We start from the raw sequence: 18,683 nt of genomic DNA on the forward strand, positions 1-18,683 counted from the left end.
TCTGCTGCTGTTTTCCTGCGGCCCGGTAGCTTTTGCGCAACAGCCCAGAAAAACGTGCGTGGATTGTCATGCCGACATGGTGGCAAAATTCCAGCAAGGGGTTGTCCATGCTCCTGTCCGGGATAAAAACTGTGATGCCTGTCATCTGCCCCATGGCATAATCGGCGGCACATTTTTACGGCAGGAAAAACCGGAGCTGTGTTTGCGCTGCCATCAAGCCGTGGCGCCGGAGCCTGGCGCGGTTTCCAGCCACGAGCCGGTGAAAAAGGGGAATTGTTCCGCCTGTCACGCAAGCCATAATTCTCCCCATCCCCGCCTGTTGCTGAAGGAACAGAAAGAGCTGTGCTACGGATGCCATGATCGCGCCCTTTTTGAGAAAAAAAATGTCCATGCCCCACTCAGCCAGGGATGTGCTGCCTGTCACACCCCCCATAAGAGCAAGCAGCCCCGCTTGCTGGTGCAGGAGGCGGACAGCCTCTGTCTCAAGTGCCACGAGAGCGGCAAGGAATCCATGCGCAAAGCGCACCAGGGGTATCTGCTGAAAGGGAACTGTTTGAGCTGCCATAACCCGCATGCCAGCGACAACAAGGGCCTGTTGAAAGCAGTAGTGCATCAGCCGATTGTTGCCGGTCAATGTAAGCGCTGCCATGACGGAACCGGGACGGACTTTGTCAAGCCCGCGCAAAAGGCGGATGCGCTCTGTGTCCAATGCCATAAAAAGGACCAGACCATGCTCGTTGGGCAGCATCAGCCGGTGAAGGAAGGCAAGTGCACGCAATGCCATAGCGTTCATGCCAGCGGCGAACCGGCCCTGTTGGTTATGCCCGCGACAACCTTGTGCCTGAAATGCCATACGCAGGGCAAAAAAAGTGCGATGCAGAGTGTGCATGCTCCGGTGAAAAAAGGCGATTGTCTGGCCTGTCACTTCGGGCACGGTCAGAGTAAAAATTCCGGCCTGAAGGCAAAGCCGTCCGAGTTGTGTGCACAGTGTCATCCCCGGCAACAGTACGGGGCTGGGCAACGCGGCCATTCTCCCGCGGCGAAGAATGAATGCGCCACCTGTCACACCCCCCATGAGTCGAAAGAAAAGAGTTTGCTTCTCAAGCGCGATGGCGAGATCTGTGTCGGGTGTCATCAGCAGGTCGATGAACAGCTTGCCCGGTTCAGCCTGCACCGGCCTTTTGCCGCCGGGGAATGCAGCCGGTGTCATAACCCTCACCAGGGGAGCGAGAAAGCCTTTCTTGTCAAACCCACAACCCGCGGGGAGCTGTGTCTGACCTGCCATGCGAATCTGCTCAAAAAACCGGTGGCAGGGAAAGGGCATCCGCCTTTCCAAGAGGGCGCTTGCCTGGGCTGTCATGGCGCCCATTCCACGGAACATGATTTTGTGCAGATCAAAAAACCGGGGGAGCTCTGCCTGCAATGCCATGCCACAACAAAGAAAGAGATGGCAGAGAAAAAGAACATCCATGAACCGTTCAAAGCCCAGCAGTGCGGAGAATGTCATTTGGCGCACGGATCAAGTCAGGAAAAGCATCTGGCAAAGAAGAAACCGGACGTGTGTTTGACATGCCATCCGGAGATTGCCATCCACTGGCAAACCGGGGTTGTCCATTCGCCAGCAGGCAAGGATTGCGGTCTTTGCCACGAAGCCCACGGCGGCAACCAGACTGTTTTATTGAAAACAGCGCCGGAGAAGTTGTGCAACACCTGTCACAAGGGAGATGACGCCCGGTATGCCAAGGCGCACTCGGGGATGACCCCTTCCGGGAAATCATGCCTTTCCTGTCATGATCCCCATGGGGCTCCTGCAAAAGGGCTCCTGTATCCGGTGCAACACGCCCCCTTCAAGCAGGGAAGTTGCAAAGCCTGTCATCCTGGGAGGAACAATTGATGCGGCGCCTGTTTATTATTCTGCTGATATTCGGCCTGTTCACCGGGCTTGCCTGCTCTGTTGCACTGGCCAGTGAGGTTTGCTACAAGTGCCATGACAAGAAAAACTTCACCGGCAAATTCACTCATGGTCCTGTGTCCCAAGGCAAGTGCGGAGATTGCCATAATCCGCATGTGGCCAAATATCCTGGATTGCTGCAGGGAGAGGGGGCGGCGCTCTGCTACTCCTGCCATAAGCGGGCCAAAACCGAGTTTGCCAAAGGGGTGGTGCACCAACCTGTTCGAGATGGAAAATGTCTTGGCTGCCATGCGCCCCATGCCGCGGGGCATGATGGCTTGCTCAGGAAAAATCTGGCGGAAACATGCTTTGTTTGCCATCAGGAGATGGCAAAACCGCAGGCTGTCAGCCACAAACCCTTTGCCCAGGGGCAGTGTACTGTTTGCCACCAGCCCCATCAGGCAAAAAACGACCAGCTTCTCAAGATGGATGCCGATGCCCTGTGCCTGTCCTGTCATCAGCAGGCGCAAGGCAGTGCCGGGCATCGCGGCTTTCCACGCAAGCTCAGCGGCTGCCTGTCCTGTCATAACCCCCATGGCAGCTCGCGCAAGGGGCTTGTCCGGCAGCATTTGCATCAGCCTTTTGCCGAAAAAAAATGCGATTCCTGTCATGGGGCTCAGCAAAACACCGGGAGCGAAGCCTGTTTGCGGTGCCACGCGGGCATGAAGACCACCATGATGGCCCCGCATAATCATATGTTCGCCGGCACGGAAAACGGTTGTATCCTGTGTCACAGCCCCCATGCCGGGGACGACAAAAAAATGCTGAAGACCTCGGGCAACAAGGTGTGCCAGCCCTGCCATCAAGATACTTTCGCCCGGTATGCGCAAAGCCAGCATCGGCACCCGCCTGTCAGCTCTTGCAGTGAATGCCACGAGGTCCATGGCTCCGACCGGCTGGCCATGCTGCGGGATGACGGCAACCAGGTCTGCTCGCGCTGCCATTTGACCCAAGGGAAGTTCAGCCATCCCGTGGGAGACAAGGTGATTGACCAGCGAACCGGGCAGATGATGACCTGTGTGACCTGTCATGATCCAATGGGCTCGCCGAATCGTTATCATCTCGTCTTGAGCGCGAAAAAAGAATTATGCACGCAATGTCATCGCAGTTATTAACCCAACGCATGGGAGAGAGTATGCTCCGGAAAAACCCAAGGTGTCGTCTCGGTTGGCTGCTGTTTTGCGGGATGTTTTTTTCCGCCTCTTCCCTTGTGTGGGCGGCGGAAGTGCAATCTCCCTGGAAATTTGTCTTTAGTCTTCAAGGGCAAGGCAAAGGCATGGCCTTGCCGGTTGCCTTGTATGTCGATCATGAAAAAGAACGCTATTATGTGGTGGACAGCACCGGCAACAAGCTCGTCTCCTTTGGCGCAGATGGCAAGTACTTGCAGGAGTTCACCGCCGAAGGCAACCTGAAAAAGCCTTACGACATGGTGCGTTTGGCGGATGGCTCCCTGCTGGTCGTGGAAAAGGGCCGTAACAGTCTGACCAGGGTCGATCTGAAAAACAAGAAGACAGTGCACACTGTTGTAAAGCATCAGGGCCAGGACGTGTTCGTGGATCGTCTGGAAATCGCCGGGGGCAAGGTGTACGTTCTTGATCGGTCATCCGGTCGGATTTTACAACTCGACGAAACATTGCAGACGGCAAAAAGCTATACAATGCCCGCCGGCGCCGGTTGGCTTGCCGACTTCAAGGTGGCGGAGAAGAAGGTTTGGGTTCTGGATCAGAAGAAAAAACAGGTGTATTCGTACGACGAGAATGGACGCCCCAGCCCTGCGATACAATTAACCGGCATTGACTTCCCGGTGTCTCTGGCGGTTGATCCGGCGGGTCTCTTGTATGTTCTCGACCGGCATCGTGCCGCGATTGTCGCTTTCGGCCGCAACGGCGAGGTCAAGTACCAGTTTTTGACCAAAGGCCAGGGGCGGGACAATCTCTACTTTCCCCAGGAGATACGTTTTGATCACTTGGGGCGGTTGTGTGTGGTGGACGAGGGCAACAGCCGAGTCATGGTTTTTAAACGATAGGGCCTAGATGATGCGGCACCTGGCAGCGTGGGGGACATTTTTCATCGTGTTGGCGGCTTGTCCGGTCGGATCTCCGGCCAAGGTAAGCGGCCCGTGTGTGAATTGCCATACCATGCATAACAGCCAGGGCGGCAGCCCAATGGCTTTTACGATCAGCAGCGGGAGCAAGGTTTACGGCGGCCTGGTGAACGAAGGCTTGCTCAATACCAATTGCATCGGTTGTCATCAAGGCGCCAATGTCAGTGGATCGGTGCCTTTCGTTTTCGACGCAAGTGCGCCCAATTATGGTCTTACCGGCACCGAAGCAGGCACAACCACCTTGGCCGGGGGAAATTTCCATTGGGTCGGCATGGGAGCGGAGAGAACCGGGCATAATGTTGCCGGGATTACGCCGCTGGATTCCGTCCACGGGGTAACCCCGCCGGGCGGGGCCGCCATGGGTGGCCAAATCACCTGCGGCGGAATCTTGGGCTGCCATGGCAGCTCTTCGGCCGTGACCCCGACCCAGGCGATCATGGGTGGGCACCACGGCAAAGACATGACCGCCTGGCAGGACGGTACTTCCGTGGCAAAGAGCTATCGATTTCTCAATGGCGTCCAGGGAGGGGAAGACCCGAATTTTGAGTTTCGGCCCACCCAGAATCAACACAACAAGTATTACGGGGTGGATCGCAGTTCAGAGGCCAATCTGGCCGCCGGCTCCATCAGCAGTCACTGCGCCCGGTGTCATGGCGATTTTCATAACGGCGGCGGTAAGATGGCGGCAGGTTCTTTTGGCGCTGGGGTCTGGCTCAGGCATCCTATTGATTTTGACATGAGCCGGTCGGTATCATCCACGGAATATGCAACCTATAACAGTGGAACCGGCACTGCCAACCCCTACAGTGTCATCTCTCCCGTTGCAACCGCCAGCACCACTCCCGTGGTGAACACCTCTGTCTATGCTGCCAGCGATGATGCCATCGTCATGTGTCTTTCCTGCCATCGGGCCCATGGCTCCCCGTATGACGCAATAATGCGCTGGGATTACAAAAAGTGGCCGCAGGCGGATGGCTATAACGGGTGCGCGGTATGTCATACAAGCAAAAACTAACACGCAAGGCTGCTTTTGGGGCTGGATTGTTCTGCCTTTTCCTGCCTGCTGCGGCCCTGGCCGGGGCTTATTTGCTCTCTGCCCACGGTTCCGGCACGATCGGGGTGGAACGTGCGGTGATGGCCAGCGCCGGATACGGTCGGGGCAACTGCGGACATTGCCATGAAATGCATGCCAGCCTCACCGGCGATGAACCTGCGCCGGCGGGCGGAGCGGCAAGCCCCTATGCGCTTTTTGCCGGGAGCCTTGATCCGGCGGTAAAACCGTATCTCGAAACGAGCAATTTTTGTTTTTATTGTCACAACAGCACGGGGTCGGCCCAGCAGGTAACAAACCGGGATTACAGCGCAACCTTTGGGGGCGGAGGTCTGGCGACCGGCCCCCAATCCATCATTGCGGCCTTCAACCAGGCCTCCTACCATAACCTCGGCGACATCAAAACCTTTGTCAACAATTCCAGCGCATACCTCTGGTTCAGCGACTCCAGCAATCCCTGCGACGGCTGCCATAATCCGCATTTGGCCAAGCGGAACTGGGTTTCCATTCCGGCAAACTCCGCCATTTCAAAGCCCTCCAGTCATTTCAGTCTCTGGGGAGAGGCTTCCCCCCAGTTGATGTCATCCTATAGCTACGAAGCGCCCTATCTCACTTGGCAGAGCACATACGTCAGCGCCTACCGGGAGCCGGATGGGGGCAGCATCACGGACGGTTCTAAAACCCCGGACTATGTGGGGTTCTGCACCGATTGTCATTCCAGCACCAATACCATCTGGAGCACCACCCTGAATCGTAATCTCAGAGTGATAAACTGGGCGGTCGGCGGGGAAAAGCATGGAGGCCTTGCCAGGGACAGTAACCCTGCTAATTTCAGGGAACCATACGACACCGCAGCCTCATCCAAGAGCAATTTCGTTTTTTCCTGCCTGGACTGTCATGAACCCCACGGTTCATCGAACATCATGCTTCTGCGGCGGAGGGTAAACGGGGCCGAACTTTCCGGGGCAATCAGCACTGTCAATGCCTTGGGACCGCTTTGCAGCCGTTGCCATTCCGGAGGCATGGAATCGATTCATCACCTCGTTGCAAATGCGCCCTATCCAAACCCGGTTCAGTGCACATCCTGCCATGGGGGGCAGCCGTCCTCCAACCCGGTCCCCTGCGGGAACTGCCATTTCCATGGCTCTAATGACAGTTGGTTGTTAACTAAGGGGAAAACACCGACATATCGAAAGACATTTTAGGCGTAGTAAGGGAATACCCAGTGCTTCTTGCCTTTTCCGCTTCGGCACCCATGCCGTTTTTGGTATTGTACAGGATGTGGTTTCAACGAATTAACAGCAAGGCAAGGAAGCCATGACATCATTCGGATCGGAAAACAAAAACGATATTGATTCAAGGCCCTGTCGGCAGAGAGGGCGCAACGGTTTTGTCCTTCTGCTTCTGGCCCTGCTGCTCAGCTCCTGTCTTGGCGCCGAGGTGAAGCCTTCGGCTCCTCCCCTTGCGCCGGCCAGGACGGCTGCAGCCAATGAGGCCCTGCTTTCCGTTTTTTTGCATCTTGTCAAGCCTGCTTCCGCCGGACTCTGGATGGAGGTGGATTCCGTGGCCCTGGTGGGCGAAAATACGGTTATTCCCCTGGATATGCAAGCAACGCCGTTTGGAGCCGGAGAAATTATGGGCGGGCAGCGTTTTGTCGCTCGAGGGCCAGTGGCGCCCGGCCGTTACAGGGCCTTGCGTTTGACCATCAACAAAGCCGCGGTGGTACGGCAGAGCGAGAAGCTGTTCCTCGCAGTGCCGGAACCGGTGGTGGAGTTGCCCCTGCCCGGCGATTTCCGTTTGGACGCAGGAATGAGCCGATCCCTTTTCCTGGCCTGGGATGAGGAAGCATCCTTACGGAATAGCGCGTTTTTCATCCCCAGCTTGGCGGTATTGCCAGAACAATTTCCCCTGCTTGCCGATCTGGCCTACGTGAGTTGTCCGGAAATCGATACGGTATATCTGGTTCGAACCGATAATAACCGGGTCTGCGGTTCCCTTGCCATAAGCGGCACGCCCACATACATGGCATATGACGCGGATCGGAAGCGGTTGTATGTGCTGGCCACGAAGGATGCAACCATCTTTGTGGTGGAAGCAGCCACAAGCAGAATTATCGATCGGATCAAGATCCCCATGAGCGTCAATCCGTCCTATTTCGTGACGAATAATGGAAAATGGGGATACGTTCTTGATCAAGACGGGGATTCCTTGCTCAAAATCGATCTGCTGCAAGGCACCCTGGACAGGCGTGTGCGTCTGGGCGACAAGCCGCGTTTTATGCTCTGGGTGCCCGATCGTGAGCAACTGGCTATCTCGTCAGGCCTGTCACAGGCGGTGTATTTGCTTGATCCGGAAACCTTGGCCACCAGGAGTACTGTCTTGACGGGCAATGGGCCGGACGGATTGCTGGTCACGGACAATTATCTCTTTGTGGCGGAAAGCGCGTCGAACACAGTGGGTATTTATGATGTGCGCAGCGGGCAGATCAGTAAAAGGCTCAATGTCGGGTCCAGGCCTCGACGTCTGGTTCAAAATGACAACCGGATATATATAAGCAACTCTCTGGATAGTACAATCTCCCTGCTCGCCATCCGGCAGCAGACAGTGGTCCGGGATATTCGAGTTGGGGGGATGCCTTTGGAGATGGCGGTTTCCACCAGGCATAAATGGGTGTATGTCGCGGAACAGGCCACGGGAAGGCTTGCTGTTGTCGACCAGACGGCAAGCCGGGTTGTTCAGCATGTCGAACTCGGCACGAAACCGCAGCATCTCCTCGTTGTGCAGTAAGCCCGCGATGGGTATTCCAAGAATGGAAAAACGGAAAAGATGGAGAACGTTTTGCATAATCGCTTGAGACCTTTCGCTCTCGTACTCGTGGTGGGAGTGTTGTGTGCGGCCTTTTTTTTTTGCTGGGCATGGAGGGGGGATTGCCGGTGGGGTGATTGGCCCTGAACAGTGCTGCGCATGTCACCGGGAGGTTTGCGAGGATACGGCGAACAAGCGGTATGTGCATGCCCCGGTCCGGGAAAAACAGTGTGCATTGTGCCACATTGCCACAATCGGAGCGGACCGGACACCTGTTGCCAAAAAAGAGGAGAGCAAGGTCCGCTGGCTGCCAGGGAGTTATCCTCGGCAGGGGATGGAATACTGGTTCTCCATTCCGCCGGCCTTGGCAGGCAAGAAGATCATTCTCCAGGCGGATGGACAGGGCAAGAAAACGTTGCGGCTGGAAGTGCAGTTGCCGAATTTCCAGGAGGCCGAGCAGTTGGCCGCGGTTACCAAGCCGCCGGAAATTACAGAACTCAATGTGGAGGAGGTAAAGCAGGGCGTTTTTCTGACAGCGCGGGTTACTTGGAAAACCGACAGGGTTACGGACTCGACGGTGCTGTATGGTGAAAACGAAGCGACGCGCAAAAATATCGTTGATCCCTGGTTGTCCAAGGATCATGAAATGCTGCTCACGGATTTGCAGCCGCGCAAAACGTACACTTTTTCTGTTGCTTCACGGGATATTTTCGGCAACCAAAAGGTTTCGCCTCTCAAAACGTTTTCCACTCACGCATTTTTCAGCAAGCCGAGTATCGAAAAAACAAAAACGACTGAAAAGGTCACGGTCTCCGGAAAATATTTCAGGGTGGACAACCGGTTTTTTGCCAGATTTGTCACTAATCAACCGACCAGTATGCGGCTCGGGACACTTGACGGGCCGATGCATGCTTCGAGTAAAGACTCCGGTCTTCAGAGCGGCAAGCTTCCGTCGGAACATCTGCCCTTGGTTGATCCCCGTTTTCTCAATACCGGCGTTTGTTTGACCTGTCATCCGCAAACAAAGGGAGTGTTGTCGCATCCCGTGGATGTGCAACCCAAGCGAGGAATGATCATTGATAGCCGTGAGTATAAAATTCTTGGTGATGGCCGGCTCACCTGCATGACCTGCCATGTGGCCCACGCCTCGGACAATGAAGCCCGGGTGGTAAAGAGCGATAAAAAGAGATTATGCCTTGGCTGTCATAAAAATTTCGGCTGATGTTCCGACAGCGGGATGGAAACAAAAAAATGAGGGAGAGGCATGACCGATTTTAAAAGAAAGAAATTGAATATGGCGGTGAAAAAAGAGTTGCAGCGCTGGTTGCTGGTGCGGATTTTCGGGGTGGTTCTCCTGAGCTCCCTGATTGCCGCTCTTATTCTGTATTTTTATGCCAACCAGGAACTCGGCGATTCTTTTTATGATGCCCATATTACCATCAGGCGGGTCAGTGATCTGCTCTGGCCGGTGGTTGCCGCAGGTTCCCTGGTAAGTTTGTTGAGCGGAATGCTCCTTGCCGTTTTTTTGCCGCAAAAGATTGCCGGGCCGATTTATCGGATCGAAAAGGAGTTGGCGGAAGTAGGCAAGGGAAACCTGACGGTGGAAATCAAATTGCGGCCCCGAGATCCCTTTCGGGATCTGGTCGGAACCATCAATCAAACTATCGGCAGCATCCGGGACCGCGTCCGAAAAATCCAAAATATCTGCAACGAACTTGGGAAAGCGGAAATAAGCGGGGATGTGCGCGATCAGCAGAAACGTGTCTGTACCGAACTGAAGTTCTTTAAGACCTGAATGGACCGCGTCGATCAGCTCGTCCCCATGTAGCGCCGCATCCGGATATTCATCAGGAGGCCGAGGCCTGCCAGGTTTGTGAGCAGCGAGGAGCCGCCATAACTGAAGAGGGGCAGGGGCACTCCCACCACGGGCAGCAACCCCATGACCATGGCCAGGTTGATGAATGCCTGCCAGAAGATGAGCGAAACCACGCCGAATGCAAGCAATACCCCGAACTTATCCCTGGCGGAGATGGCGATGTTCAGCCCCCAGAGGATCATGAAGAAGTAGCAGATTATCAGCAGGGCGGAGCCGAAAAATCCCCACTCCTCGGCCCAGACCGAAAAGGCGAAGTCGGTGTGCCGCTCCGGCAGGAAGTCGAGCTGGCCTTGGGTTCCTTGCAAGTATCCCTTGCCGAAGATCAAGCCGCTGCCCACGGCGATTTTTGACTGGATGATGTGATAGCCCGTGCCCAAGGGGTCGTTTTCCGGGTTGAGAAAGGTGGCAACCCGCTGGCGCTGGTATGGTTTCAGGAAAAATTTCCAGGCGATGGGGATGGCCGAGAGGCCGACGCACAAAAGGGTTGCCAGGGTGGCCCAGCGGAGTTTGACAAACAGGGTCATTGAGGCAAAGACAAAGGCCAGCAAAAGAGCTGTGCCGAGATCGGGCTGTTTGGCGATCAGCAGAAAGGGCAGACCGGTCAACAGGGCCGGGACCGCCAGATCGAGCAGGCCGAAGCCTTTTCCCGTTTCCTTGCGGTAATAGTAACTTGCCAGGGTAACGACCAGAATCAGCTTGGCCGGTTCCGAAGGCTGCAACCGGAAAAAGCCGAGATCGATCCAGCGCTGGGAGCCGCCGACTGTTTTGCCGACGGCAAGCGCTACGACCAGCAGGAGGATCATCGCCCCATACAACGGGTAATTCAGGGCGAGCAGCACCCGGTAATCAATGCTGACGATGAGCAGAATGACAGCCGCGCCGAAGAGGTAGTAGGTGAGTTCCTTGAGATAGAGCGGCGCCCCCACATTGGTGTACAAATGGGTCGAGCTGTACAGGTTGGCCAGGCCGATGAGCGCGACAACGAGCACGGCCATGATGAGAACCCAATCGATATTCAGCAGCAGGCGGCGATCAAAGCGTAGCATGTTATTCTCCCTTTTCATCCATGGCTGGGGAGGGGGGCGGTTCCTCCGCTGGGTTTTCCGGCTTGCCGTTTTTAAGTTCGAAGTAACGCTTGAACACCGCTTTGGCAACGGGGCCGGCCGCGGAACCGCCGTGCTGGCCATGCTCCACCAGGACGGTTATGGCAATCTCCGGATTTTCCGCCGGAGCGAAGGAGGTGAACCAGGCATGATCCCGGTATTTGTAGGGGATGGATTTTTCACTCATGCCTGCGACATGGGAGAGGTTTACCACCTGGGCGGTGCCGGTCTTGCCGCCGATGAGCACATCCGGAAGCGCCACCGCCTTGGCGGTGCCGCCCGGCGAGTTCACTACCCCGACCAAGGCTTCCTTGATGAGTGCGAGGGAGTGGGCGGAACCGAGGATCTTGCCCTCGCTGACCGGGCTGAATGTTTTCAGGGTTTTCCCGTCCGGAGCCGTGATGCTGTGCACCAGTTGGGGACGGTAGAGGGTGCCGCCGTTGACCACTGCCGCGGTCATGCGGCAGAGCTGCAGAGGGGTGGTCAGTACATACCCCTGGCCGATGGCCACCGAGAGGGTTTCCCCGTCCTGCCATTTTTCCTTGTAGCGTTGCTGTTTCCAGGCCGATGATGGAATGATCCCGCCTTTTTCATGTTCGAGGTCGATGCCGGTTTTCTTCCCCAGGCCAAGGCTGTTTGCGTATTTGGCGATTTTGTCGACTCCCAGCCGCATTCCCACCGAATAAAAATAAACATCGCAGGATTCGATCAGGGCCCGTTGAAAATCCACCGTGCCGTGACCGCCTTTCTTCCAGCAACCGTACCTCCGGTTGCCGAAATTCAGGGAGCCGCCGCAGAAGTAGGTGGCGTCCGGAGTGACAATGCCTTCGGAAATGGCCGCCAGGGCGGTGGCGATCTTGAAGACGGAGCCGGGCGGATACTGTCCTTGGATGGTTTTGTCGAGCAGGGGATGCAGCGGGTCGTTGAGCATCCTGTCCCAGTCGGTTTGCGAAATGCCGCCGATAAATTCCTGGAGGTGTAGCGGGGGATTGCTGCTCATGACCAGCAGATTGCCGGTGTTCACTTCCATGACCACCACGGCTCCGGCCTTGCCGGCCATGGCTTCCTCCGCGGTACGCTGCAGATCGACATCAAGGGTCAGGTGCAGGTCGTTGCCGGGATAGGGATCCTGCAACTGCATCTGGCGCTGTTCAAACCCATGGACGTCAACCTCCAGATAGTTCCTCCCTTTTTCGCCCTTGAGATACTTTTCAAAGATCTTCTCAACCCCCTGTTTCCCAACCTGGTCGCCGCTTTGGTAAGTGGCATAGTGCTTTTCCGACAGTTCCGCCCGGCTTATTTCGCCGAGGTAGCCGACCAGGTGGGAGGCGAAATCACCGTAGAGATAGTCGCGGGAAGGCATGACCTCGATGCGGACCCCGGGAAGCGAAAGGTGTTTGTTCTCGATGGTGACCAGGGTTTCCCAGTCGATGTCCTCTTTCAGCCTGGTGGGCATGTAGCGGGGATTTTCGGTGGCAGCCCGGATTCTGTCCAGAAGGACGGAAATATCTTCGTTGAGGATCTTGGCAAGATCCTTTATGACCGCATCGGGGTTGGGAGCGTCTTCCCGGTTCCAGACCACATTGAAACGAGGGCGGTTGGTGATGATGGGTTGGCCGGTCCGGTCAAGGATGTTGCCGCGTGGCGCGGCGATTTCCTGGATGCGGATACGGTTGATCTCCGAAAGCTTTGCGTACTCATCGCCACGGTAAATCTGCAGATACCAGAGCCTGGTCAAGAGGAGGGTGGCGGAGACAATGATCACGACCATGGCGATATCAATCCGCTTTTTGAGCATCTTGAGTTCGGCCGGGTCAATCTTGTTTATTTTGGCAAGGGGACGTGGTGGCATGTTTTTCGAGGGGGATCCTTGCTACATCCGGTAGCGGTTTCCTGTTTTATGGCGGCGGAACGGATTGTTGGCGTTCTTGCTGTCAAAAACCGTGGTGAGCCAATGGAAAAAATTGAAAAACGGAATGCAGAGCACGGAGAGAATAAGCATTTGCAGAATTTCATTTCCCCAGGCCCAGTACAACCTGCTCTCCGGCGACAGGATTGAAGTGAAGATGAAGATGCTGCTGGCGGTGAAGAGATAGCTCAAGGCGACCACCGGAATCTGTTGAATCGACTCATTGATGGCCAGGTGTCTGGAAATGACCTGGAGGAGGAAGAAGAGGACGAGGTAGATCACCGGGTGCAGGCCGAGAAAAACTCCGGAAAAGATATCCATGATCAGGCCGAACAGCAGGGCCAGTACCGCGCCCTTGTAAACATCGAGGTAGGTGCCGAGAAAAACGATAAACAAAAACAGGAAGTTGGGCCTGCCAAACCACTCGGGCAAGGAATTGAGCAAGGTGGTCTGCAGGATGAGGAGAATGGTCCCTGAAAGAAAAAGAAAACTTAGAACCATTGGGTCGGAGTCTGGGTTGAGATTGTTGGAAGCACCCCCCGGCGCATCGCCTGGGGGAATCGTGCCGCGTCCTCGATAAGAAATATTTTTTCCCGGTAAGTGCGCAGCATTATTTGGCCAGCGGATCCTTTTTCATGACAATAATAAGATATTCAAGTTGGGAAAAATCCGCAGCAGGCTGGATCTCGATTTCCTGGAACATCCCCCGGCCTGATCTTTCGACCTTTGATACGGTGCCGATCGGCACGCCCTTTGGGAAAACTCCGCCGATCCCGGAGGTGACGATTCTGTCGCCTTCGGCCACTTCGCTGTTTTTGAGGACATATTCCATGTGGAAGTTGGCCCCGCCCCCTTTGACGATTCCCTGAACCCTGGTTTCCTGGATCAGGCCGTCAAGGGCGCTGTTTGGGTCGGTTGCCAGCAAGATCTTGGCAAAATGGGGGGAGGTGTTCGTGACCTGTCCCACAACGCCTTCGACGGTCACGGCCGGCATGCCGGCTTGAACGCCATCGCTGCTGCCCCGGTCAATAATGATGGTCTTGAACCACTGGGAAGGGTCCACCCCGATGATCTCGGCGGTGAGGGTGGGGGCCGGGAGAGTTTCCTTCATTTCGAGGAGCTTTGCCAGCCGGACATTGGTTGCCACGGCTTCCCGGTATTCGTTGTTGACGGCCTTGTGTTTCTGGAGCTCTTCCCGCAACCGGGCATTTTCTTCCCGGACGTTGATCAGCGCGGTATAATTCCGCCAGCCGTTCTTGAAACTTCCCGTCATCCGGGTCATGGCATACTGGGCCGTGCCGATGACCTCAAGGGCTAGTTTGTGGGGAGCGTTGAATTCCTGGCGGCCCACCGTGGAGACAATGAGAACAATGAACAGGGCGAGAAGAAGGCCGAAAAAAAGAAAGAGTCTGATCTGCCTGGCGCGTTTGTTTTTTTTCTTCATCACAGACTCTGCAAATAGTTATATGTCGCCATGTTTCTCGTGAGAATACCGAAAAGAGAGGAAAGTGCGCCTTGGTTTTTTGCTTAACACCGAGCAAGAATACGGCCTGCGCGTTCTTGCTCAGGTGGTCATTACCTCTTTGAGGATGTCGATGTTCTCCAGGGCTTTGCCTGAGCCGAGCACCACGGAGGAGAGGGGGTCTTCCGCAATGATGATGGGCAAGCCGGTTTCCTCGGAAAGCCTTTTGTCAAGATTGCGGAGCAAGGCGCCGCCGCCGGTGAGAACAATGCCCTGGTCGACGATGTCCGCGGAAAGTTCCGGCGGGGTCAGTTCGAGGGCCATCTTGACCGCCTCGATGATCGCGTCAACCTGCTCGGTGATGGCGGTGCGGATTTCCTCCGAGGTAATGGTCAGGGTTTTCGGTACGCCGGAAACAAGATCGCGGCCCTTGACCTCCATGGTGTCGTAGGGAGGCTCGGGCATGACATCGCCGATGGTTGTTTTGATGACCTCGGCGGTGTGTTCGCCGATGGCCAGGTTATGCTTGCGCTTGATGTAATGGAGGATGGCCTCGTCCATCTTGTCGCCCGCCACCCGCAGGGAGCTGGCATAGACGATGCCGGCCAGGGAGATCACCGCCACCTCGGTGGTGCCGCCGCCGATATCGACCACCATGTTGGCGGTGGGTTCGGTGATGGGCAAACCTGCGCCGATGGCCGCGGCCATCGGCTCTTCGATGAGATACACCTCGCGGGCGCCCGCCGATTCTGCGGATTCCTTGACCGCCCTTTTTTCAACCTGGGTGATGCCGGAGGGAACGCTGATAATGATGCGGGGATGCACCAGGGTGCGGCGATTGTGGACCTTATTAATGAAGTAGCGCAGCATGGCCTCGGTCACTTCAAAATCGGCGATGACGCCGTCCTTGATCGGCCTGACCGCGATGATATTGCCCGGGGTGCGGCCCAGCATCATTTTTGCCTCTTTGCCCACGGCCAGAACCTTGTTGGTGCGCGCATCCTTGCGGATGGCGACCACCGAGGGTTCCCGCAGGACAATGCCCTTGCCTTTCACGAAAACCAGGGTGTTAGCAGTCCCCAGGTCAATGGCCAGATCGTTGGAGAGCCATCCGAACAGCGAATCAAAGGGCGAGAACATAATGCGGTTACCTCTACGTTTTATTAGAATGCCTTTAATTTCCAGAGAGTTATGACTATAGAAGAAAATCTCCCAGACTGTAACAGACTCATCTGGGCTTGGCAAGAAAAATGGCAGGACTTTTCCTGGAGAAAACGCTTGACATGCCATGCCCCGGGGTGGTATTTGAACCAGCGTGTCCGGCGGGTTGTCGTTGCCGGATGCTTCAAGAACATGTGGGGCTATAGCTCAGCTGGGAGAGCGCTTGAATGGCATTCAAGAGGTCAGCGGTTCGATCCCGCTTAGCTCCACCACTCTTTGCAAACGCACCTTTGGGGAGGGCCTGTCCGGTTTTTCTCAACGGGTCAGCCTCTGCCAGCCTTAAGAATTGGCCTTCTTCGTGTTTGGCAGAGGTTTTTTCTTGCCCCCTCTTCGGTGTTCTTTTCTCTCCGGGAATCCTATGAGTCATTCAGTTAAAACGCCCGAGCCTGCCCTGAAGCCTGTTTCCGAGGACGCCATTCTCAAGGTTTCCAAGGAGATCGTGGTGAAATTCATTGAGGTGGGCCGGCTTGCCCCGTCCAATTTTGACGAGATGTTCCGCGCCATCTATCAGTCGGTGCGGGACACGGTCCGGTCGTGACCGTGTCCGTTTCTTCCGTGGGCCTCGATCCTGCCCTGAACCGCTTTCCTGAAAACATTCGGCACATCCATCTCATGGGCATCTGCGGCACCGGGGTGGGCGCCCTAGCCGGCATGCTGAAAAGCGCCGGTTTTACCGTGACCGGCTCGGATCAGCAGGTCTATCCCCCCATGAGTGATTTTCTGGCCGGGCAGGGTATTGCGGTGCAGTCCGGCTATTCCCCGGACAATCTTGCGCCGCGCCCGGATCTGGTGGTGGTCGGCAATGTCATCCGGCGGGAAAACCCGGAAGCCCTGGCCCTGGCCGAACGCGGCATCCCCTATGTCTCCTTTCCCCAGGCCCTGAGCCATTTCTTTATCCGCGACAAGACCTCTCTGGTTGTGGCCGGAACCCATGGCAAGACCACGACCTCCTCCCTGCTGGCCAGCCTGCTCCGTGAGATCGGGGCGGAACCGAGTTTCATGATCGGCGGGCTGGTGCAGGCTTTTGGCCGGAATTTCAATGTGTCGGAAGGGAGATATTTTGTCGCCGAAGGCGATGAGTACGACACGGCTTTTTTCGACAAGGGTCCGAAGTTTCTCCATTACCGTCCCCGGATCGCCATTCTGACCAGCATCGAGTTCGACCACGCGGACATCTATGCCGATCTTGCCGCCATCAAGGCCTCCTTTGCCAAGCTCGTCGCCGCCATGCCTGCGGACGGGTTTCTCGTGGCCTGCTGGGATGACCCGGTTGTCCGCGAGGTGTGCCAGGGAGCCAAATGTTCGGTGGTGGGCTATGGCTGTTCCGAGGGCTGCGACTGGCGGGTCACGGATCTGCTGGTCCGCCCGGAATCCACCTCCTTCCAGGTCAGCAGGCGCGGTGTTGCCTTCGGCGGTTACGAAAACGTGCTGCCCGGGCGGCATAATGCCTTGAACGCCCTGGCGGTGATAGCGGTTCTGGATATCCTGGGATTTGCCCAACAGGAAGTTGCCCAGGGACTGCGCAAATTTCAAGGGGTACGGCGGCGGCAGGAAGTTCGCGGCGTGGCGCGCGGGGTGACGGTGATCGACGATTTCGCCCATCATCCGACCGCAGTCCGGGAAACCTTGGCGGCTCTGGCAGCCGCCTATGCTGGCCGCCGTCTGGTGGCTGTCTTCGAGCCCCGGACAAACTCCAGCCGGCGCAAGGTTTTTCAGGAGGCTTACGCCTCCGCCTTTGACGCCGCGGCAGAGGTTCTGGTGCGCGAGCCTGCACCCCTTGCCAATATCCCTGAGGCCGAACGGTTTTCCTCCCGCCGGTTGGTTGACGATTTGGCAAGCCGAGGGCTTGCCGCAGGGTATTTCTCCACTACCGAAGAGGTTCTCTCCTATCTTGATGGCAGCGTCCGCCCGGGCGATGTGGTGGCCATCATGTCCAATGGCGGGTTTGATAACATCCATCAACGGCTTCTTGAGTTGCTGGGTCAAACCACCGCCGCACCGATGTAAAAAAACGATAAAAAAAGAGCGGTCTAGGTAGTTGCCGCCACGGTACTTGTACCGTGGGTAACGCATTGAATTTGTGGTAAATTCTTTGGGTTTTTCTTCTTGAGTGCAGGGAAAATACCTGATGGGTTTTGCGCTTTTAACCTCTTGAAAAAATGGGAAAAAATTAGATTTTTAACCCTGATTTTTTGGGGGGCGCTTTTTCTGAATACCCATTCAGTATTTGCTTGACATCGATTTTTGATGGGGCTATTTAGGTCGGAAGCTATTCGTATAATGCGCTTCAACCTAAGGAGCATACAGTCGTGGAACAGCAGGCAACTCTTGATATTCTCTATGTGGCGGCCTTTTTCTTGGGTGGCCTGGGCTTTGCGGTGGGTCCGTTCATCATTGCCCTCCTTCTGGCTCCCCGCTCCACCAGAAACACCAAGGAAAAAACAAAGCAACTCATTGAGTGCGGCATGGAGCCCATCGGCGACGCCTGGATCCGTTTCGGCATCGTCTATTACCTCTATGCCCTGATGTTTGTGGCCTTTGCCGTGGATATCCTCTTTTTGTTCCCGGTGGCCCTTGTATACAACCAAACAGGACAGGCCGGGCTTAATATCGGCGACCTCCGGGCCTTTGTCGAGATCCTGATCTTTGTCGGAATCCTGTCACTGATAATCATCTATGCTTGGAAAAAGGGAGTGTTCAAGTGGGAACGCAAAATATACAACCAGCGATAGTTCAGTTTGCCCAGCTTGACAAACTGCTTGCCTTGGGAAGGGCCAACTCTCTCTGGCCCATGACCTTCGGCCTTGCCTGCTGCGCCATCGAGATGATGGCCACCGGCGCCTCCCGCTTCGATCTGGCCCGGTTCGGCGCCGAGGTATTTCGGCCCTCCCCCCGTCAGTGCGACGTGATGATTGTCGCCGGCACCATCAGCAAGAAGATGGCCCCTGCCGTGGAAACCCTCTACGACCAGATGCCGGAGCCCAAATGGGTCATCGCCATGGGCAACTGCGCCATCTCCGGCGGCCCCTTTGTGTATGAAGGCCAGTACGGCATTGTCGAGGGCGCCGAAAAGCTCTTTCCGGTGGATGTCTTTATCCCCGGCTGCCCGCCTCGGCCGGAGGCCTTGATCGAGGGGATTCTGGAGCTTGAGGAAAAGGTGACGGGTTCCCGCAGATGGCCAAGAGTGGAGGTGGGCTGATC

General features: G+C 56.1%; 17 protein-coding genes, 1 tRNA gene and 1 pseudogene. 14 read left to right on the plus strand and 5 right to left on the minus strand.

All coding sequences use genetic code 11. From position 1 onward, the window contains the following. Positions 1-58: 58 nt before the first annotated feature. The 9 genes and pseudogenes from MWR57_RS13950 (at position 59) to MWR57_RS13990 (ending at position 9,706) form a co-directional block, all read left to right on the plus strand. Positions 59-1,894 carry a cytochrome c3 family protein gene (locus tag MWR57_RS13950; protein ID WP_423125434.1) on the plus strand — a complete coding sequence of 612 codons (1,836 nt, stop codon included), beginning with the start codon at positions 59-61 and terminating at the stop codon, positions 1,892-1,894. Beyond that, a pseudogene (locus MWR57_RS13955) lies at positions 1,894-2,490 on the plus strand (cytochrome c3 family protein); the annotation flags it as partial. The gene MWR57_RS13950 and the pseudogene MWR57_RS13955, both read left to right, overlap by 1 nt. A 123-nt stretch (positions 2,491-2,613) precedes the next feature. Next, positions 2,614-3,066, plus strand: a complete 453-nt coding sequence (locus MWR57_RS13960; protein ID WP_423125528.1) for a cytochrome c3 family protein — start codon at positions 2,614-2,616, stop codon at positions 3,064-3,066. Positions 3,067-3,227: 161 nt separating this feature from the next. Next, complete coding sequence (locus MWR57_RS13965; RefSeq protein ID WP_423125435.1) at positions 3,228-3,977, plus strand: NHL repeat-containing protein; 750 nt, start codon at positions 3,228-3,230, stop codon at positions 3,975-3,977. 139 nt (positions 3,978-4,116) lie between these two features. Next, positions 4,117-5,070, plus strand: coding sequence for a cytochrome c3 family protein (locus MWR57_RS13970; RefSeq protein ID WP_423125436.1), 954 nt, complete (start codon positions 4,117-4,119; stop codon positions 5,068-5,070). Beyond that, entirely contained in the window at positions 5,049-6,311 is a 1,263-nt protein-coding gene (locus MWR57_RS13975; protein ID WP_423125437.1) for a hypothetical protein, read from the plus strand. Before MWR57_RS13970 ends, MWR57_RS13975 begins: the two co-directional genes overlap by 22 nt. 112 nt (positions 6,312-6,423) lie before the next feature. Then, positions 6,424-7,893: a YncE family protein gene (locus MWR57_RS13980; protein WP_423125438.1), complete on the plus strand. Its 1,470-nt coding sequence runs from the start codon at positions 6,424-6,426 to the stop codon at positions 7,891-7,893. Positions 7,894-8,044: 151 nt separating this feature from the next. Then, positions 8,045-9,133, plus strand: coding sequence for a cytochrome c3 family protein (locus MWR57_RS13985; protein WP_423125439.1), 1,089 nt, complete (start codon positions 8,045-8,047; stop codon positions 9,131-9,133). Positions 9,134-9,175: 42 nt separating this feature from the next. Further along, on the plus strand, positions 9,176-9,706 hold the full coding sequence (locus MWR57_RS13990) for a methyl-accepting chemotaxis protein (RefSeq protein WP_423125440.1): 531 nt from the start codon (positions 9,176-9,178) through the stop codon (positions 9,704-9,706). Positions 9,707-9,720: 14 nt separating this feature from the next. On the opposite strand, the gene rodA is transcribed toward MWR57_RS13990, so the two are convergent. From rodA to MWR57_RS14015, 5 genes are all read right to left on the minus strand, one after another. After that, entirely contained in the window at positions 9,721-10,833 is a 1,113-nt protein-coding gene (rodA, locus tag MWR57_RS13995; RefSeq protein WP_423125441.1) for a rod shape-determining protein RodA, read from the minus strand. A gap of 1 nt (position 10,834) precedes the next feature. Further along, positions 10,835-12,742: a penicillin-binding protein 2 gene (gene mrdA / locus MWR57_RS14000; RefSeq protein ID WP_423125442.1), complete on the minus strand. Its 1,908-nt coding sequence runs from the start codon at positions 12,740-12,742 to the stop codon at positions 10,835-10,837. A 21-nt stretch (positions 12,743-12,763) separates the two neighbouring features. Continuing rightward, positions 12,764-13,300, minus strand: a complete 537-nt coding sequence (gene mreD, locus MWR57_RS14005; protein WP_423125443.1) for a rod shape-determining protein MreD — start codon at positions 13,298-13,300, stop codon at positions 12,764-12,766. A gap of 109 nt (positions 13,301-13,409) precedes the next feature. Beyond that, positions 13,410-14,243: a rod shape-determining protein MreC gene (gene mreC / locus MWR57_RS14010; RefSeq protein WP_423125444.1), complete on the minus strand. Its 834-nt coding sequence runs from the start codon at positions 14,241-14,243 to the stop codon at positions 13,410-13,412. A gap of 120 nt (positions 14,244-14,363) precedes the next feature. After that, positions 14,364-15,401, minus strand: a complete 1,038-nt coding sequence (locus MWR57_RS14015) for a rod shape-determining protein (RefSeq protein ID WP_423125445.1) — start codon at positions 15,399-15,401, stop codon at positions 14,364-14,366. Positions 15,402-15,618: 217 nt separating this feature from the next. Between MWR57_RS14015 and MWR57_RS14020 the strand changes: the two genes are divergently transcribed. The 5 genes from MWR57_RS14020 (at position 15,619) to MWR57_RS14040 (ending at position 18,681) form a co-directional block, all read left to right on the plus strand. Then, positions 15,619-15,694, plus strand: a tRNA-Ala gene (locus MWR57_RS14020). Between the two features lie 146 nt (positions 15,695-15,840). Continuing rightward, positions 15,841-16,020 carry a hypothetical protein gene (locus MWR57_RS14025; RefSeq protein WP_423125446.1) on the plus strand — a complete coding sequence of 60 codons (180 nt, stop codon included), beginning with the start codon at positions 15,841-15,843 and terminating at the stop codon, positions 16,018-16,020. Continuing rightward, positions 16,017-17,489, plus strand: coding sequence for a UDP-N-acetylmuramate:L-alanyl-gamma-D-glutamyl-meso-diaminopimelate ligase (gene mpl / locus MWR57_RS14030; RefSeq protein WP_423125447.1), 1,473 nt, complete (start codon positions 16,017-16,019; stop codon positions 17,487-17,489). The genes MWR57_RS14025 and mpl overlap by 4 nt, the downstream gene beginning before the upstream one ends. Before the next feature lie 302 nt (positions 17,490-17,791). After that, a complete protein-coding gene (locus MWR57_RS14035; protein ID WP_423125448.1) occupies positions 17,792-18,214 on the plus strand; it encodes an NADH-quinone oxidoreductase subunit A in 423 nt (140 codons plus the stop codon). Continuing rightward, positions 18,184-18,681 (plus strand): NADH-quinone oxidoreductase subunit B, encoded by a 498-nt coding sequence (locus MWR57_RS14040; protein ID WP_479723976.1) that lies wholly within the window; start codon positions 18,184-18,186, stop codon positions 18,679-18,681. Before MWR57_RS14035 ends, MWR57_RS14040 begins: the two co-directional genes overlap by 31 nt. Positions 18,682-18,683: the final 2 nt, after the last annotated feature.

The sequence above is a fragment of the Hydrosulfovibrio ferrireducens genome (genome assembly GCF_046883345.1).
Classification (GTDB): domain Bacteria; phylum Desulfobacterota; class Desulfobulbia; order Desulfobulbales; family Desulfurivibrionaceae; genus Thiovibrio; species Thiovibrio ferrireducens.

Coding starts and splice junctions, on each gene's coding strand:
- MWR57_RS13960 (WP_423125528.1), top strand. CDS start 2,614: ATGAAGACCACCATGATGGCCCCGCATAATCATATGTTCGCCGGCACG.
- MWR57_RS13970 (WP_423125436.1), top strand. CDS start 4,117: ATGGCTTTTACGATCAGCAGCGGGAGCAAGGTTTACGGCGGCCTGGTG.
- mreD (WP_423125443.1), bottom strand. CDS start 13,300: ATGGTTCTAAGTTTTCTTTTTCTTTCAGGGACCATTCTCCTCATCCTG.
- MWR57_RS13965 (WP_423125435.1), top strand. CDS start 3,228: ATGGCCTTGCCGGTTGCCTTGTATGTCGATCATGAAAAAGAACGCTAT.
- MWR57_RS14015 (WP_423125445.1), bottom strand. CDS start 15,401: ATGTTCTCGCCCTTTGATTCGCTGTTCGGATGGCTCTCCAACGATCTG.
- MWR57_RS13990 (WP_423125440.1), top strand. CDS start 9,176: ATGACCGATTTTAAAAGAAAGAAATTGAATATGGCGGTGAAAAAAGAG.
- MWR57_RS13980 (WP_423125438.1), top strand. CDS start 6,424: ATGACATCATTCGGATCGGAAAACAAAAACGATATTGATTCAAGGCCC.
- rodA (WP_423125441.1), bottom strand. CDS start 10,833: ATGCTACGCTTTGATCGCCGCCTGCTGCTGAATATCGATTGGGTTCTC.
- mrdA (WP_423125442.1), bottom strand. CDS start 12,742: ATGCCACCACGTCCCCTTGCCAAAATAAACAAGATTGACCCGGCCGAA.
- MWR57_RS13975 (WP_423125437.1), top strand. CDS start 5,049: ATGTCATACAAGCAAAAACTAACACGCAAGGCTGCTTTTGGGGCTGGA.
- mreC (WP_423125444.1), bottom strand. CDS start 14,243: ATGAAGAAAAAAAACAAACGCGCCAGGCAGATCAGACTCTTTCTTTTT.
- MWR57_RS14025 (WP_423125446.1), top strand. CDS start 15,841: ATGAGTCATTCAGTTAAAACGCCCGAGCCTGCCCTGAAGCCTGTTTCC.